Origin of the sequence: Dokdonella ginsengisoli, assembly GCF_042652785.1 — a bacterium.
GTDB lineage: Bacteria > Pseudomonadota > Gammaproteobacteria > Xanthomonadales > Rhodanobacteraceae > Dokdonella_A > Dokdonella_A ginsengisoli.
Genome location: NZ_JBHSHD010000019.1, coordinates 36354 through 50978 on the forward strand (window position 1 = coordinate 36354; position 14625 = coordinate 50978).

Annotated in this window: 16 protein-coding genes; 4 read left to right on the forward strand and 12 right to left on the reverse strand. The window is 68.9% G+C overall.

All coding sequences use genetic code 11. The features are described 5' to 3' along the window. Positions 1–426, reverse strand: a complete 426-nt coding sequence (ndk, locus tag ACFO6Q_RS19885; protein ID WP_380022957.1) for a nucleoside-diphosphate kinase — start codon at positions 424–426, stop codon at positions 1–3. 211 nt (positions 427–637) lie between these two features. Here ndk and ACFO6Q_RS19890 point away from each other — a divergent pair, with 211 nt between their 5' ends. The 3 genes from ACFO6Q_RS19890 to ACFO6Q_RS19900 all read left to right on the forward strand — a co-directional run bounded on the left by ACFO6Q_RS19890 (position 638) and on the right by ACFO6Q_RS19900 (position 5120). After that, positions 638–1261 (forward strand): TetR/AcrR family transcriptional regulator, encoded by a 624-nt coding sequence (locus ACFO6Q_RS19890; protein WP_380022958.1) that lies wholly within the window; start codon positions 638–640, stop codon positions 1259–1261. A 167-nt stretch (positions 1262–1428) separates the two neighbouring features. Continuing rightward, on the forward strand, positions 1429–3804 hold the full coding sequence (locus ACFO6Q_RS19895) for a 3-hydroxyacyl-CoA dehydrogenase/enoyl-CoA hydratase family protein (RefSeq protein ID WP_380022959.1): 2376 nt from the start codon (positions 1429–1431) through the stop codon (positions 3802–3804). A gap of 119 nt (positions 3805–3923) precedes the next feature. Next, positions 3924–5120: an acetyl-CoA C-acyltransferase gene (locus ACFO6Q_RS19900; protein WP_380022960.1), complete on the forward strand. Its 1197-nt coding sequence runs from the start codon at positions 3924–3926 to the stop codon at positions 5118–5120. A 108-nt stretch (positions 5121–5228) separates the two neighbouring features. Here the strand turns inward: ACFO6Q_RS19900 and ACFO6Q_RS19905 are convergent, their stop codons facing one another. Both ACFO6Q_RS19905 and ACFO6Q_RS19910 read right to left on the reverse strand, forming a co-directional pair. Continuing rightward, entirely contained in the window at positions 5229–5561 is a 333-nt protein-coding gene (locus tag ACFO6Q_RS19905) for a tRNA-binding protein (RefSeq protein ID WP_380022961.1), read from the reverse strand. A gap of 112 nt (positions 5562–5673) precedes the next feature. After that, entirely contained in the window at positions 5674–6576 is a 903-nt protein-coding gene (locus ACFO6Q_RS19910) for a hypothetical protein (RefSeq protein WP_380022962.1), read from the reverse strand. A 95-nt stretch (positions 6577–6671) separates the two neighbouring features. Between ACFO6Q_RS19910 and ACFO6Q_RS19915 the strand changes: the two genes are divergently transcribed. Next, positions 6672–7097, forward strand: coding sequence for a hypothetical protein (locus ACFO6Q_RS19915; protein ID WP_380022964.1), 426 nt, complete (start codon positions 6672–6674; stop codon positions 7095–7097). A 17-nt stretch (positions 7098–7114) separates the two neighbouring features. On the opposite strand, the gene ACFO6Q_RS19920 is transcribed toward ACFO6Q_RS19915, so the two are convergent. The 9 genes from ACFO6Q_RS19920 to ACFO6Q_RS19960 form a co-directional block, all read right to left on the reverse strand. Then, the gene (locus tag ACFO6Q_RS19920; RefSeq protein ID WP_380022965.1) at positions 7115–8293 is read right to left on the reverse strand and encodes a trans-sulfuration enzyme family protein; all 1179 of its coding nucleotides are present in this window, start codon (positions 8291–8293) and stop codon (positions 7115–7117) included. Beyond that, positions 8290–8559 (reverse strand): hypothetical protein, encoded by a 270-nt coding sequence (locus tag ACFO6Q_RS19925; protein WP_380022967.1) that lies wholly within the window; start codon positions 8557–8559, stop codon positions 8290–8292. The genes ACFO6Q_RS19920 and ACFO6Q_RS19925 overlap by 4 nt, the downstream gene beginning before the upstream one ends. Beyond that, a complete protein-coding gene (locus tag ACFO6Q_RS19930; RefSeq protein WP_380022968.1) occupies positions 8556–8777 on the reverse strand; it encodes a hypothetical protein in 222 nt (73 codons plus the stop codon). The genes ACFO6Q_RS19925 and ACFO6Q_RS19930 overlap by 4 nt, the downstream gene beginning before the upstream one ends. After that, complete coding sequence (gene galU, locus ACFO6Q_RS19935) at positions 8774–9652, reverse strand: UTP--glucose-1-phosphate uridylyltransferase GalU (RefSeq protein ID WP_380022969.1); 879 nt, start codon at positions 9650–9652, stop codon at positions 8774–8776. Before galU ends, ACFO6Q_RS19930 begins: the two co-directional genes overlap by 4 nt. A 63-nt stretch (positions 9653–9715) precedes the next feature. Beyond that, positions 9716–11605 (reverse strand): polysaccharide biosynthesis protein, encoded by a 1890-nt coding sequence (locus ACFO6Q_RS19940; RefSeq protein WP_380022970.1) that lies wholly within the window; start codon positions 11603–11605, stop codon positions 9716–9718. Beyond that, positions 11592–12680, reverse strand: a complete 1089-nt coding sequence (locus tag ACFO6Q_RS19945; RefSeq protein ID WP_380022972.1) for an MraY family glycosyltransferase — start codon at positions 12678–12680, stop codon at positions 11592–11594. Before ACFO6Q_RS19945 ends, ACFO6Q_RS19940 begins: the two co-directional genes overlap by 14 nt. A 4-nt stretch (positions 12681–12684) precedes the next feature. Next, positions 12685–13857, reverse strand: a complete 1173-nt coding sequence (lapB, locus tag ACFO6Q_RS19950; RefSeq protein ID WP_380022973.1) for a lipopolysaccharide assembly protein LapB — start codon at positions 13855–13857, stop codon at positions 12685–12687. Beyond that, complete coding sequence (locus ACFO6Q_RS19955) at positions 13854–14132, reverse strand: lipopolysaccharide assembly protein LapA domain-containing protein (protein WP_380022975.1); 279 nt, start codon at positions 14130–14132, stop codon at positions 13854–13856. The genes lapB and ACFO6Q_RS19955 overlap by 4 nt, the downstream gene beginning before the upstream one ends. Before the next feature lie 113 nt (positions 14133–14245). Continuing rightward, positions 14246–14551: an integration host factor subunit beta gene (locus tag ACFO6Q_RS19960; RefSeq protein ID WP_380022977.1), complete on the reverse strand. Its 306-nt coding sequence runs from the start codon at positions 14549–14551 to the stop codon at positions 14246–14248. Positions 14552–14625: the final 74 nt, after the last annotated feature.

The window sequence follows — 14625 nt, forward strand, 5'->3', positions numbered from 1 at the left end:
TCAGCGCGGGCAGAGTTCAGTTTCTGCGAAGAAGTACGCAATTTCCACTTTTGCCGTCTCGATCGCGTCCGAGCCGTGGACGGCGTTGGCGTCGATCGAGTCGGCGAAGTCAGCGCGGATCGTGCCCGGCGCGGCCTTCTTCGGATCGGTGGCGCCCATCAGGTCGCGGTGCTTGAGCACGGCGTTGTCGCCCTCGAGCGCCTGGATCATGACCGGACCGGAAATCATGAAATCGACCAGCGCGGCGAAGAACGGACGCTCGCGATGCACCGCGTAGAACCCTTCGGCCTCGCGCCGCGAAAGATGCTTCATCTTCGCCGCGACGACCTTCAGACCCGCCTTTTCGAAACGGGAATAGATTTCGCCGATGACGTTCTTCGCGACCGCGTCGGGCTTGATGATGGAAAGCGTGCGCTCCAGCGCCATTGCAGGGTGTCTCCGTGGGATTGAATCGGGGGGAAGGCGGCGGATGCCGTTATAGCGCCAAATCCGCGGCGATCCGCAGGCTTAGCTCACATTATCGCGCAAGATTCTAGCTAGTTTTCACGGAGTTTTACACCGCGCGCGCGACGAATTTGACCCGGACGTCCAGGCTGGCTAGTATTCAAACGATCGTTTGACGCGCATCGGAACGAACATGCCGCCGAGCCAGCCGAGTTTCTCCACCAAAGAACGCATTCTCGGCGTGGCCGAGACCCTGTTCGCCCGCCACGGTTTCGCCGGTGCCTCGCTGCGCCAGGTGACCGCGGCGGCGAAGGTCAACCTCGCCGCGGTGAACTACCACTTCGGCTCGAAGGAAAGCCTGATCGAGGAAGTGTTCCGGCGCCGCCTCGACGAACTCAACCGCCACCGCCTCGCCGCGCTCGCCGCCGTCGCCGAGAATCCGCAGCATACCCTCGAGGACGTGCTGGACGCGTTCGTGCGCCCTGCCCTGGAGCAGTCCATGGACACCGCCGGCGGCGCCGCCTTCGTGCGCGTGCTGGCCCGCGCCTACGCCGAGCACGACGAGCGCCTGCGCAAGTTCCTGTCCGACAACTACGGCCACGTGCTGCGCGAGTTCGCCAGCGCGTTCGCGCGCCAGCTGCCGCACCTGGACAAGGAGGAACTGTACTGGCGGCTGGACATCGTCGCCGGCGCCCTCACCTACGCCATGGCCGATTTCGGCATGATCAAGCGGCGCGGAGAGACGTCCGAGGCCACCCATCGCGAACGCACCGCGGAACACCTGATCCGCTTCGCCGCGGCCGGACTGCGTGCGTGAGGTCCGCCGATGCCTTGATCGTCACGGTTTGACTCTCGCGATCCCTGCGGGATCGCGATGATCCGCCAAGGGATCGGACAAACCGGCAAGTCGCGTCTTCGTATCGTCCATCCGCTGCCGTCGACGGCCGCACTCTTCCCAACCACTTTTTCAATCCGGAGTTTTCCATGAGTCATCCGCCCCTTCGCGTCCGCAAGGCCGCCGTACTCGGAGCCGGTGTCATGGGCGCGCAGATCGCCGCGCACCTGGCGAATGCCGACGTCGAGACCCTGCTGTTCGACCTTCCCGCCAAGGAAGGCGACAAGAACGGCGTCGCCGTGAAGGCGATCGCCAACCTCGCCAAGCTCTCGCCGGCGCCGCTGGCGGAGAAATCGAAGGTCGCGGGGATCACCCCGGCGAACTACGACGAGCACCTGGAGGCCCTGCGCGGCTGCGACCTGATCATCGAGGCGATCGCCGAACGGCTCGACTGGAAGCTCGACCTGTACAAGAAGATTGCGCCGTATGTGTCTGATTCTGCAATTATCGCGAGCAATACGTCGGGCCTGTCGATCAACTCCCTCGCCGACGCGCTGCCGGTCAAGCTGCGCGCCCGCTTCAGCGGCATCCACTTCTTCAATCCGCCGCGCTACATGCACCTGGTCGAGCTGATCCCGGACCGCGAGACCGACCGCGACGTGCTCGCCGGCCTGGAAGCCTTCCTCACCACCACGCTCGGCAAGGGCGTGGTCTACGCCAAGGACACGCCGAACTTCATCGGCAACCGCATCGGCGTGTTCTCGATCCTCGCCACCATGCACCACACCGCGCAGTCCGGCCTCGGCTTCGACCTCGTCGACGCGCTGACCGGACCTGCGATCGGCCGACCGAAGAGCGCCACCTACCGCACCGCCGACGTGGTCGGCCTGGACACGATGGCGCACGTGATCAAGACAATGGCGGACACGCTGCCGGACGATCCGTGGCACGCGCACTTCGCCTCGCCGGCCTGGCTGGCCGCACTCATCGAGAAAGGCGCCCTCGGCCAGAAGACCGGCGCCGGCATCTACACCAAGCGCGGCAAGGACATCGTCGTGCTCGATCTCGCCAAGCAGGACTACGTGCCCTCGGGTGCCAAGCCGAGCGACGAGGTCGCGGCGATCCTGGCCATCCGCAATCCGGTGGAGAAGTTCGCCAAGCTGCGCGCCTCGGGCGATGCGCAGGCGCAGTTCCTGTGGGCGGTGTTCCGCGACCTGTTCCACTACAGCGCCTACCACCTCGCCGACATCGCGCAGACCGCCCGCGACGTCGACTTCGCGATCCGCTGGGGCTACGGCTGGAAGCTCGGCCCGTTCGAGACCTGGCAGTCGGCCGGCTGGCGCGAGATCGCCGGCTGGATCGCCGAGGACATCGCGGCCGGCAAGGCGATGAGCACGGCGCCGCTGCCCGAATGGGTCGGCAAGGTCGACGGCGTGCACCACGCCGACGGCTCCTACTCGCCGCGCAGCGGCAAGGACGAGCCGCGCTCGACGCATCCGGTCTACGCGCGCCAGCTGTTCCCCGACGCCCTGCTCGGCGAGACCTTCGACACCGGCACCACGCTGTGGGAGAACGACGGCGTGCGGCTGTGGTCGCTCGGCGACGACGGCGTCGGCATCGTCTCGTTCAAGACCAAGATGAACACGGTCAACGACGCCGTGCTCGACGGCGTCCAGCAGGCGATCGACTACGCCGAGCGCAACCTGCAGGCGCTGGTGATCTGGCAGGACAGCGACAAGGCGTTCTCGGCCGGCGCGGACCTCAAGGGCATGGTCGGCTTCGTGCAGAGCGGCCAGATCGACAAGCTCGAGTCGATGATCGCGAACTTCCAGCGCACCAGCCAGCGCATCAAGTACTCTCTGGTGCCGGTCGTCGCCGCGGTGCGCGGCCTGGCGCTCGGCGGCGGCTGTGAATTCCAGATGCACTGCGCGCGCACCGTCGCCGCGCTGGAAAGCTACATCGGCCTGGTCGAGGCCGGCGTCGGCCTGCTGCCGGCCGGCGGCGGCCTGAAGGAGCTCGCCGTGCGCGCCTCGCAGCGCGCGGCCGACGGCGATCCGTTCCCCGAGATCAAGCGCCTGTTCGAGACCGTCGCGCAGGCGAAGACTTCCGGCAGCGCGCTGGAAGCCAAGCAGCTCGGCCTGCTGCGCCCGGACGACGTCGTCGTGTTCAACGGCTTCGAGTTGCTCCACGTCGCGAAGAAGGTCGCCGCGGCGATGGCCGAGGCCGGCTACCGCCCGCCGCTGCCGGCGAACGGCGTGACCGTGGCCGGCGACGTCGGCCTGGCGACGCTGCGGATGGCCCTGGTCAACATGCTCGAAGGCCGTTTCATCTCCGCGCACGACGAGGTGATCGCCACGCGCATCGGCGACGTGCTGTGCGGCAGCGCGATCGAGCGCGGCGCGCAAGTGGATGAACAGTGGCTGCTCGACCTCGAGCGCAAGCACTTCTTCGAGCTTGCGCAGATGCCCAAGACGCAGGAGCGCATCGCGCACACGCTGACGACCGGCAAGCCGTTGCGGAACTGAAAAAAAGCCGGGAATCGGGAAGCGGGAATGGAGAATCGTCAGGAGCGCCAGGCGCCCACGATCCCATCGACCCGCTTCGACGATTCCCGATTCCCCACTCCCGATTCCCGGAGCAATCCATGACCAAACAGATCCAGGACGCCTACATCGTCTCCGCCGTGCGCACGCCGGTCGGCAAGGCGCCGCGCGGCGTGTTCCGCAACACCCGCCCCGACGACCTGCTCGCGCACGTGATCCGCGCGGCGATGGCGCAGACGCCGGGCGTCGACCCGGCGCGCATCGGCGACGCGATCATCGGCTGCGCGATGCCGGAAGCCGAGCAGGGAATGAACGTCGCGCGCATCGGCGTGCTGCTGGCCGGCCTGCCGGACACGGTGCCCGGCGTGACGATCAACCGCTTCTGCTCCTCCGGCGTGCAGGCGATCGCGATGGCGGCCGACCGCATCCGCCTCGGCGAAGCCGATCTGATGCTCGCCGGCGGCACCGAGTCGATGAGCATGGTGCCGATGATGGGCCACAAGATCGCGATGAATCCCGCCGCCTTCGTCGACGACAACGTCGCGATCGCCTACGGCATGGGCATCACCGCCGAGAAGGTCGCCGAACAGTGGAAGGTCAGCCGCGAGGACCAGGACGCGTTCGCCCTCGCCTCGCACCAGAAGGCGCTGGCCGCACAGGCCGCCGGCGAATTCGCGCAGGAAATCGCGCCGTTCACCCTGGCCGACCACTACCCCGACCTCGCCACGCGCACGATCCGCGACGACGCACGCGTGATCGCCGCCGACGAGGGCCCGCGCAAGGACACCAGCCTCGAAGGACTGGCCAAGCTGCGGCCGGTGTTCCGCAACGGCGGCAGCGTGACCGCCGGCAACTCCTCGCAGATGTCCGACGGCGCCGGCGCCCTGCTGCTGGCCAGCGAGCACGCGATCAAGGCCTACGGCCTGACCCCGCTGGCGCGCTTCGTCGGCTTCGCCGTCGCCGGCGTCCAGCCCGAGATCATGGGCATCGGACCGATCGCGGCGATCCCCAAGGCGCTCGAGCAGGCCGGCCTCAAGAAGGACCAGCTCGACTGGATCGAACTCAACGAAGCCTTCGCCGCGCAGGCGCTGGCGGTGATCCGCGACGTCGGCCTCGACCCGGCCAAGGTCAATCCGCTCGGCGGCGCGATCGCGCTCGGCCATCCGCTCGGCGCCACCGGCGCGGTGCGCGCCGCGACCCTGATCCACGGCCTGCGCCGCAGGCAGCAGAAGTACGGCATGGTGACGATGTGCATCGGCACCGGCATGGGCGCCGCCGGCATCTTCGAGGCGGTCTGAAGAGCGTTATCTCGCACAGGCGCAGAGGGCGCGGAGGAAAAGCATTTTGCAGAAAACGCTTCTCTCTCTGCGCTCTCTGCGTCCCTGCGAGAAAAGCTTCTTTGGTGCCTACGCCATCCGCGTCCCGTTCGGCACCGGCCGCTCGATCGCCGTGACGGCCACGCCGTCGTCGGTCGGGAAGCCGGTCAGCAGGAATTCGGACACGAACGGGCCGATCTGCTTCGGCGGAAAATTGATCACGCCGACGATCTGCCGGCCGACCAGCTGCTCCGGCGCGTACAGGTTGGTCACCTGCGCGCTGGTCTTCTTCTCGCCGTACGGACCGAAGTCGACCCAGAACTTGTAGGCCGGCTTGCGCGCCTGCGGGAACGGTTCGACCCGCAAGACGGTGCCGGCGACGATCAGCACCTTCTCGAAGTCGCTCCAGGTGATCTGCTCCATGGATTCTCCTTGCCAAGCCGTCGGGACGAAACGGCGAACGCGAAGCGTACGAAGGAAAAACCCTCGAAGCTTGACACTCCGTATCACCCGCTCCCGGCCTTCGCCGATCCTGTCACGGCGAAGAAGTCACCCGATCCAGTCCCACCTGCACCCAGCCGAGGTTGATGCCGATCCGCGTCGCCTGCGGGTTCGCCCACGCGTAGGCCAGCGCGTGACCGTCGGCGTCGTCGAGGATCGACAGCTTCAACACCGGCACGTTGCCGTCGCGGTAGGTCAGCCGCTCCAATGCCAGCGAGTAGCCGGAACGCTTGCCGTCGCGCCACAGCAGCGGCGCTCGCCCACCTTCGCTGCCGAGGCGGACGTTGCGGTCCATGTGCCAGTCGCGGCTGTCGGCCGCCGCACCGGGGCCGCCGCCGTTGATCGCGGCCCAGCCGCTGAAATACGCCACGCGACGCGCCTCCGAGCGTGCTTGCGCGCCGCGCGCCTGGTCGGCGTACAGGCGCAGGCGCAGCCATTCGCCCTCGGCTTCGAGTGCGATCGGCAGCAGCGCCGCCTGCGCGCCGATGCCGGGCGCGATCGCGCTGCACGCGGCCACGTCCGCGCTGGCGCGTATTCCGCCCGACGACGACTCGCCGCGCAGCGCGCAGGCGTCGAGCGGCGTCCATTGCTGCGCGTCAAAGGCGTCGCCGCCGGTCGGCGCGGCGACCATCGCGCGATGCGGCAGCCAGGTCGCCGCGTCGACGCGCTGCATCGCCCAGGCCGCCGACAGCGGCGGCACGGCGTCCAGGCGCACGTGCCAGATCGTCCAGTCCGGACGGCGCGTCGGCTCGATCGCGACGACGACGTGCGCGGGCGGATTCGCCCCGCCCTCGCGCACGGCCCAGACCTGCTCATGGTTGTCGTACTGCCCCTCGATCGTCGTGGGCGTCGCCGCCGTCGCCGCTTCGTCGGATCGGTGCGGCTGCGACTGGCACGCTGCCAGCAACAGCAGCGCGAACAACAGGATTGGTTTCATCGCGCAAGGATAACAGTGGTGCGGAATCGGCGACGAACGGCACACCGTGCGCCGATGCGGGCGACTATAGTCGCCGCGTGCCGGGGGAGTCGCCGATGAGTCTCGAGATCCAGCGCGCCGACCTGCGCCTGCGCCGCCTGACTGCCGTCGTGCTGGCGGCGGCCGTCGCCGTCGCCGCGTGGTGCGTGTTCGCGTTCCATCAATGGATGGTGCAGCAGACGGCGGCACTGTCCGTCGAACAGCTGGTCGTGCGCCTGCGTCACTGGGTCGGCTTCGCCACGGCGGCGAGCGGACTCTGCCTGCTGCTGCTCGCCGCGCACTGCGCGTACACCGCGAGGCGCGTGACGCAGCAGCGGCGCTGGCCGCTGGCCGAGGCGCGCGTGCTGCGCGATACGCCGGTCCGCCGCGGCGACGCCGCGATGCGCCGCGGCCGCCTGCTCACCGCGACCGCCGTCGCACTGCTGCTGCTCGCGCTCGGCGTCGGTGTGCTGAGCTGGCGCCTGCTCGCCCTGACCTTCTGAGCTGCGCGCGCGGCGGCCTACAGCCGCGCGAATCCCTGCTCGAGATCGGCGATCAGCACGTCGGCGTCCTCCAGGCCGATCGACAGGCGCACCAGGCTCAGCGGCAGCGCTCCGGCCGGGTGCAGCGGCGCATCCTGCGGATACACCGCGCAGACCGGAAACGCCAGCGATTCGTAGCCGCCCCACGACACCGTCATCAGGAATCGCGCCAGGCCGTCGCAGAAGCGCTCGATCGCGGCGACGTCGGGCGCGTCCAGCTCGATCGTCAGCAGGCCGCTGGCGCCGTGCAGCTGCCGCTCGGTCAGGGCGAGCTGCGGATTGGCGCTGGCGCGCGGCGAGTACACGTGACGCACGCGGGGATGCGCCTGCAGGTAGTCGAGCACCGCAGCCGTGGTCGCGGCGATGCGCTGCATGCGGATGGGCAAGGTGCGCAGGCCGCGGATCATCAGCCAGGCGTCGTGCGGCGCGAGGATCGCGCCGAGCGTCATGTACGGGCCGCGGAACACCTGCCCGATCAGCTCGGCGCTGCCGCACAGCGCGCCGGCGACGACGTCGCTGTGGCCGTTGAGATACTTCGTCGCCGAGTGCGCGACGAGGTCGATGCCCAACGCCAGCGGCGACTGGTTCAGCGGCGTCGCGTAGCTGTTGTCGCACAGCGTGCGGATGCCGCGCTCGCGCGCAAGCGTGGCGACCGCGGCGAGGTCCTGCTGCTCGAAGGTCATCGAGTTCGGGCTTTCCAGCACGATCAGCCGCGTGCGGTCGGTCAGCGCCGACTCGAAGTTCGACGCATCGGTGCCGTCGACGAAGGTGGTGGTCACGCCGAAGCGCCCGAGCAGGTCGCGCAGCACCGCACGCGTCCAGCTGTACGGACGCGCGACGCAGACGACGTGATCGCCGCCCGACACGCAGGCGATCGCGCCGGCCGACATCGCCGCCGCACCGCTGCCGAACATCAGGCAGTCCTGCGCGCCCTCGAGTGCGGCGACCTTGCGGCGCAGGATCTCGACGGTCGGATTGTTGCCGCGCGTGTAGACGTGGCGGCCCAGTTCGTCGCGGAATCCCTCGCGCATCTTCGCCACGCTCGGGAACGCGAAAATCGAAGACTGCACGATCGGCGGTGCCACCGCGCCGAAATAGCGCTCGCGGTCCTCGCCCAGGTGATTGAGGATGTAGCTCAGGTCCATGGATCGGCTCATTGCGCCGCCGCGAGCCGGCGCAGGCTCAGCCGGCCGGATTCGTCGCCGGACGCAGCGCGATAGGTTTCCTCGCGCTGCAGGCCGCCGTTCGCCAGTGGCGCCAGGACCAGCCGGTGCAGATGCGAGGCGCCGTCCTTCAGGCCGGTCGCGTAGTCGAAGGCGAAGCCGTCGCCGCCATTGCCGCCCAGCGCCAGCCGCGGCTGGTTGCCCTGCGCGCAGTAGTGCGTGGCGATGACGCGCTCGCCGTCGCGGTGGAACACGGTCATCGTCTCGGCGCGCGTGCCGGCTGCCAGACCTCCACCAGCACGGTGCCGCGCGAGATCGTGCGGTAGTCGACGCGCACGGCCGTGCCGTTTCCGGTTTCGCCCTGCCACTGGCCGGCCGCCAGCGTCTTGAGCCGCTCGAAACGCTCCGCCACGTTCTCGGCCGCGCGCAGCGGAAGCGCGCACAGCCCCGCCAGCAGCAGGAGCGGCCAGCGGCTCACGGGCGCGTGTTGCGCAGCAGCTCGCGCGTCGCCGCACCGATCTGCGCGTCGGCGAGCGCCATGTGCAAGGTCGCCTGCACCAGGCCGAGCTTGTTGCCGCAGTCGAAGCGCGTGCCCTCGAAGCGGTAGGCCAGCACCGCCTGCTCGGCGAGCAGGCTCTCGATCGCATCGGTCAGCTGGATCTCGCCGCCGGCGCCGGGCGTGGTCTTTTCCAGGTGCTCGAAGATGCGCCCCGGCAGCACGTAGCGGCCGACGATGGCGAGGTTCGACGGCGCGACCTCGGGCTTGGGCTTCTCGACGACGAGCTTGATCTTCGCCGCGCGCTCGGAGACGGGCGTGGCGTCGACGATGCCGTACTTGTTGGTCTGCTCGCGCGGCACTTCCTCGACCGCGATGACGCCGGCGTCCTCGTTCGCCGCCAGCTCGGCCATCTGGCGGAGGGCTCCGGCGCCGTCGCCGTTGGTGATGAGATCGTCCGGCAGGATCACGCCGAACGGCTCGTCGCCGACGACCGGCTTGGCGCAGAGCACCGCGTGACCCAGGCCCAGCGCCTCGGGCTGGGTCACGAACACGCAGCGCACGTTCTTCGGCAGGGTGCCCTGCACCATCGCCAGCAGGTCGTTCTTGCCCGACTGCGCCAGCTTGCTTTCCAGTTCGTAGGCCTTGTCGAAGTAGTCCGCGATCGCGTGCTTGTAGCGGTTGGTCACGAAGATCAGCGTGTCGGCACCGGCGTCGACCGCCTCGTCGACCGCGTACTGGATCAGCGGCCGATCGAGCACCGGCAGCATTTCCTTGGCGACGACCTTGGTCGCCGGCAGGAAGCGCGTGCCGAGACCGGCGACCGGAAAGACGACTTTACGCAAGCGCTTGCTCATTCCCTATCCTTCTCGTCGGATGCACAGTTCGCAAATTCGGATTCGGTGCCGCGCGGGCGTCGCTCAGACCGCCTTGGAGTCGAAGGCGACGACCGTCGCGCCGCCACTGCCGGCTCCGCTGGCGAATTCCGGCAGCAGCTGTTCGACGACGCGGCGCAGGGCCTCCTCGTCGAAATCGCGCATCGCCTGCTCGCCGTGGCGCAGCTGCGCCAGCAGCAGGCTCCAGGCCATGCTGCGCGGCTGCGCCAGGAAAATCTTCGCATGCGCGGTGTCGCTGTAGCGCTCCTGCGCGTGGAACAGTTCCTCGAACAATTTTTCGCCCGGACGCAGGCCGGTGTAGACGATCGCGATCTCGTGGCCTTCCTGGCGCCCGGCCAAGCGGATCATCTGTTCGGCCAGGTCGCGGATCTTGATCGGCTCGCCCATGTCGAGCGCGAAGATCTCGCCGCCGTTGCCGAGCACCGACGCCTGCAGGATCAGCTGGCAGGCCTCGGGAATCGTCATGAAATAGCGCGTGATCTCCGGGTGCGTCACCGTGACGGGACCGCCGGCCTGGATCTGCTCGCGGAAGCGCGGCACGACCGAACCGGCCGAATCGAGCACGTTGCCGAAACGCACGGTGATGAAGCGCGTCTGCGAGTGCTGCGCGAAGTTCTGGCAGAAGATCTCGGCCACGCGCTTGCACGCACCCATCACGCTGGTCGGATTGACCGCCTTGTCGGTGGAGATCAGCACGAAGCTCTCCACGCCGCTGCGGTCGGCCGCCTCGGCCATGACCTTGGTGCCGAGCACGTTGTTGCGGAACGCCTCGCGGATCTGGCCCTGCAGCAGCGGCACGTGCTTGTAGGCGGCGGCGTGGAACACGATCTGCGGCTTGGCCGTGGCGAACACGCGCTCGCAGGTGGCCGCGTCGCCGCAGTCGCCGAGCCAGGCGTTGAACAGCAGGTCCGGGAAATCGCGGCGCAGTTCCTGCTCGATCGAATAGAGGTTGTATTCCGACAGTTCCAGCACGGTCAGCGATTCGGCGCCCAGGCGCGCGATCTGGCGGCACAGCTCGGCACCGATCGAGCCGCCGCCGCCGCTGACCAGCACCCGCTTGCCGGCCAGCCGCGTGCGGATCGCGGTCCAGTCGAGCTGCACCTGCTCGCGGCCGAGCAGATCCTCGATGGCGACCTTCTTCAGCTCGTTGAAGCTCGAGCGCCCGGCGACGACGTCCTCCAGCCGCGGCACGGTGCGGAACGGCAGTTCGCTGCTCTCGCACAGCTCCACCGCACGGCGCATCTGCACCTTGTTCGCGGCCGGCATCGCGATCACCAGCATCTCGGCCGCGGTCTCGCGCGCGATCTGCGGCAGCTGGTCGAGCGTGCCGAGCACCGGAATGCCGTGCAGGCGCGCACCGCGCAGCTGCGGGTTGTCGTCGAGGAAGCCGACCGGCGCGTAGCGGTTCTCGCGCTTGAGGTCGCGCACCAGCGCCTCGCCGGCCTTGCCCGCGCCGAGCACGAGCACGCGCTGGCTCGGCGTGCGCGTGACGAAGTCGAGCCGGCTGTCCTTCCAGTAGCGGTACAGCAGGCGCGGCCCGCCGAGCAGGATGGCGAGCACCAGCGGATAGATCACCAGCACCGTGCGCGGCACCGTGACGAGGCGGTTGTACAGGAACAGCGTGATCGCCGCGGCGAACGCGCCCAGGACGCAGGCGCGGAAGATGTTCCAGATGTCCGGCACGCTGGCGAAGCGCCAGAGGCCGCGATACAGGCCGGTCCACCAGAAGATCAGCCCCTGTGCGGCCAGCACCAGCCAGACTTCGGTATCGAACAGCGAGACCGGCGAGGGATTGGGCGCCAGCGACCAGCGCAGCATGCTGACCGCGGTCCAGGCCAGCCAGACCATCAGCATGTCGTGCACGACGACGGCCAGGCGCGGATGGATGCCGGCGATCAGCTTACGCAGCAGCATGCCGCCTCCGCGTGCGCGCCGCACCCAGGCACCAGCGCTTGCCGAACCACCATACCGCCGTGGCCAAGGCGTACACCGCCGCCGCCGCGGCAACGGCGGCGCCCGGGGTGATCGAAGAAGCGGAAGGACGATTCATCCAACAGACGACAGGCAGCACGAGCAAGAGGTTCCACGTCATGTACAGCGCGACGACCTGCGCGTGCGAGAAGCCGCTGCGCACCAGCCATTGGTAGAGATGTTCGCGGTGCGCACTATACCAACGCCGGCCGCGCAGCATGCGCGAAAGCAGGGTGCAGGTCGCGTCGGTGACGAAGGCCGAACAGAGAATCAGGCCGCTCGTCGCGGCAATCCGGGGATCGGCGATCTGCCAGAGCACGCCCACTCCGACGACGAAGCCGAGCACCCCGCTGCCGACGTCCCCCATGAAGATGCGCGCGCGCGGAAAGTTGAAAGGCACAAAGCCCGCACAGGCAGCGGCGCACACCAGGAGGAACGCGCTTCCCTGCACGCCGCGCAGGGCCGCCACCACGGCCAGCGCGACCAGCACGAACATCGCCTGCAGGGTCAGCAGTCCGTCGATGCCGTCCATGAAATTGTGCAGGTTGATGGACCAGACGATGGCGAACGTCACCGCCGACGCCGCGACGACGGCGAATAGGCTCGTGCCGGCGGCGTCGGCCACCGGAAACGCGGTCAACAGCAGCAAAGGCCCGGCGAATACCCATGCGGCCGCGATCACGTGCATCGCCAGGCGCTTGAGCGCCGAGAGCCCGCCGTGATCGTCGAGCCAGCCGACCCAGGCGACGCCGAGCATCGGCGGCAACAGCAGGGGCACGTATTGGGTCCTGCCCTCCCCGATCGCCAGGGCGATACCGCCTGCGAGCATTGCGGCGACGATGGCGATGCCGCCGCCGCGCGGCGTCGGTCGTACGTGAGAGCGGCGCTGCCCGGGCAGGTCGAGCAACTGCCGGCGCAATGCGTAGCGGATCGCCAGTACCGTGAGGAAGGCGGACAGACCGCCCGTCACGGCCACGACCGCAAGGGGAAAGCCGGTGCCGGGCAACCCGGAGCCCATTGGGTTATTCGCCGACCACGCCGTGGATCGGCCGCACCGAGCCCCAGGTCTTGCAGCTCGGGCACTGCCAATGGTGCGCCTTGGCGCCGAAGCCGCAGCGGTTGCAGCGGTACATCGCCTTGCCTTCGACCAGCTTGCGCGTGAGGTCACGCAGGATCAGGAAATTGTCGCGCGCGTCGCCGCTGGCGGTGTGCAGGTTCACGTCGATCAGCGCCATCAGGGCGCGCACCGAAGGACGCTGGCGCAGGATGTGGTTGAGGAATTCGACCGCCGCGTCCTCGCCGCGCGTGGTCGCGTACAGCTTGGCCAGCGCCAGCACCGGCGAGACGCCCTGGTAGCGCTCGGTGATCTCCAGCAGGAAGCGCTCGGCGCGCTGCATCTGCTGCGCGCGCGCGTAGCAGTCCAGCAGCGGCGACAGGATCTCCGGCACGTAGTCGACGTCCTGCTCGGCGACGCGCTCGAACGCGCGGATCGCCGCATCCAGGTGCCCGGCGGCGGACTCGATGTGTCCCTCGATCATGCTGGCGCGCACGCAGTCGGCCTGTGCGGCGAACGCGTCGGCGACGCGCGCCTGCGCCTCTTCGCTCGCGCCCTGCGCGCGCGCCTGCTCGGCCAGCTCGCAGTAGAACTGCGCGATCGTCGCGCCCTGCGACTCGCCGGTGAGCTGCTCCAGGCGGCGCGCGTGCTCGATCGCCTTGTTCCAGTCGCGCTCGTGCTGGTAGATCGCGATCAGGTGCTTGAGCGCGGACGGCGCCAGCGCGTCCATCGCGACCAGGTCGGTGAACAGCGTCTCGGCGCGGTCGAGCAGCCCGGCGCGCATGTAGTCCTCGCCGAGCTCGAGCAGGGCGACGGTCTTTTCCTCCTGGCTCAGGTTCGGGCGCGCGATCAGGTGCTGGTGCACGCGGATCGCGCGATCGACTTCGCCGCGGCGGCGGAACAGGTTGCCCAGGGCCAGATGCGTCTCGACGGTGTCGCGGTTGATCTCGGCGAGCTTGAGGAAGACCTCGATCGCCTTGTCCTGCTGCTCGTTCAGCAGGTAGTTGAGGCCGCGGAAATAGCTCGTCGACAGCTCGCTCACGCGCGCGCCGGAAGTTCGCTCGCTGCCGCGCCGGCCGAGCATCCAGCCCGACAGTGCGGCCACCGGCAGCAGCAGGAACAGCAACGCCAGTTCGTTCATGCCTGATCCGTCTTGGCCGGCGGCGCCGCGCGCGTCTCGCGCAGCTCCTGGCGCAGGCGCCGCAGCTCGCGCCGCAGGCGCGGCACCGGTCCGGCCACCGCGGCGAGGCCGCCGAGCAACCAGCCGATGAGCAGGGCCGCCAGCAGGGCGAAGCCGACCGGCGCCTGCAGGCGGAAGAAGTGGAAATCGAGGTCGACGGAGGTCGCGTTCAGCGCGCCGAACCAGGCGCCGGCGACCACGACGAGAAGAATCGACAGAATCAGGATCAGACGCATGGACCGCTATGCCGGGTTCGGGCCGAAGCCACCGCCGGAATCGCGGCGGCGCACCAACGTTAGCATGCCGCGGCGGCGCTCGATGATGCGGACAGCGCCGTCCGCGCGACGAATCAGTCCGATTCGCCCGCCTTCGCCACCGACTCGTTGACGCGCTCGCGCAGCTCCTTGCCGGGCTTGAAGTGCGGCACGTGCTTGCCGGGCAGCGCGACCGAGTCGCCGGTCTTCGGATTGCGGCCCATGCGCGGCGGACGGTAGTGCAGCGAGAAGCTGCCGAAGCCGCGGATCTCGATGCGCTCGCCGTTCGACAGGGACTGGCTCATTTGTTCGAGCACGCTTTTCACGGCCAGCTCGACATCGTTGGCGGCCAGATGCTTCTGCCGTTCGGCCAGGGACTCGATCAGCTCCGACTTGGTCATCGCGGTTGTGGTGTGTCTCGTCAAAAAAAGCGCGCACCGTCGAAGATGCGCGCGTCGGGTCTTGCCGTCGCCGG

Coding starts and splice junctions, on each gene's coding strand:
- ndk (WP_380022957.1), bottom strand. CDS start 426: ATGGCGCTGGAGCGCACGCTTTCCATCATCAAGCCCGACGCGGTCGCG.
- ACFO6Q_RS19890 (WP_380022958.1), top strand. CDS start 638: ATGCCGCCGAGCCAGCCGAGTTTCTCCACCAAAGAACGCATTCTCGGC.
- ACFO6Q_RS19895 (WP_380022959.1), top strand. CDS start 1,429: ATGAGTCATCCGCCCCTTCGCGTCCGCAAGGCCGCCGTACTCGGAGCC.
- ACFO6Q_RS19900 (WP_380022960.1), top strand. CDS start 3,924: ATGACCAAACAGATCCAGGACGCCTACATCGTCTCCGCCGTGCGCACG.
- ACFO6Q_RS19905 (WP_380022961.1), bottom strand. CDS start 5,561: ATGGAGCAGATCACCTGGAGCGACTTCGAGAAGGTGCTGATCGTCGCC.
- ACFO6Q_RS19910 (WP_380022962.1), bottom strand. CDS start 6,576: ATGAAACCAATCCTGTTGTTCGCGCTGCTGTTGCTGGCAGCGTGCCAG.
- ACFO6Q_RS19915 (WP_380022964.1), top strand. CDS start 6,672: ATGAGTCTCGAGATCCAGCGCGCCGACCTGCGCCTGCGCCGCCTGACT.
- ACFO6Q_RS19920 (WP_380022965.1), bottom strand. CDS start 8,293: ATGAGCCGATCCATGGACCTGAGCTACATCCTCAATCACCTGGGCGAG.
- ACFO6Q_RS19925 (WP_380022967.1), bottom strand. CDS start 8,559: ATGACCGTGTTCCACCGCGACGGCGAGCGCGTCATCGCCACGCACTAC.
- galU (WP_380022969.1), bottom strand. CDS start 9,652: ATGAGCAAGCGCTTGCGTAAAGTCGTCTTTCCGGTCGCCGGTCTCGGC.
- ACFO6Q_RS19940 (WP_380022970.1), bottom strand. CDS start 11,605: ATGCTGCTGCGTAAGCTGATCGCCGGCATCCATCCGCGCCTGGCCGTC.
- ACFO6Q_RS19945 (WP_380022972.1), bottom strand. CDS start 12,680: ATGGGCTCCGGGTTGCCCGGCACCGGCTTTCCCCTTGCGGTCGTGGCC.
- lapB (WP_380022973.1), bottom strand. CDS start 13,857: ATGAACGAACTGGCGTTGCTGTTCCTGCTGCTGCCGGTGGCCGCACTG.
- ACFO6Q_RS19955 (WP_380022975.1), bottom strand. CDS start 14,132: ATGCGTCTGATCCTGATTCTGTCGATTCTTCTCGTCGTGGTCGCCGGC.
- ACFO6Q_RS19960 (WP_380022977.1), bottom strand. CDS start 14,551: ATGACCAAGTCGGAGCTGATCGAGTCCCTGGCCGAACGGCAGAAGCAT.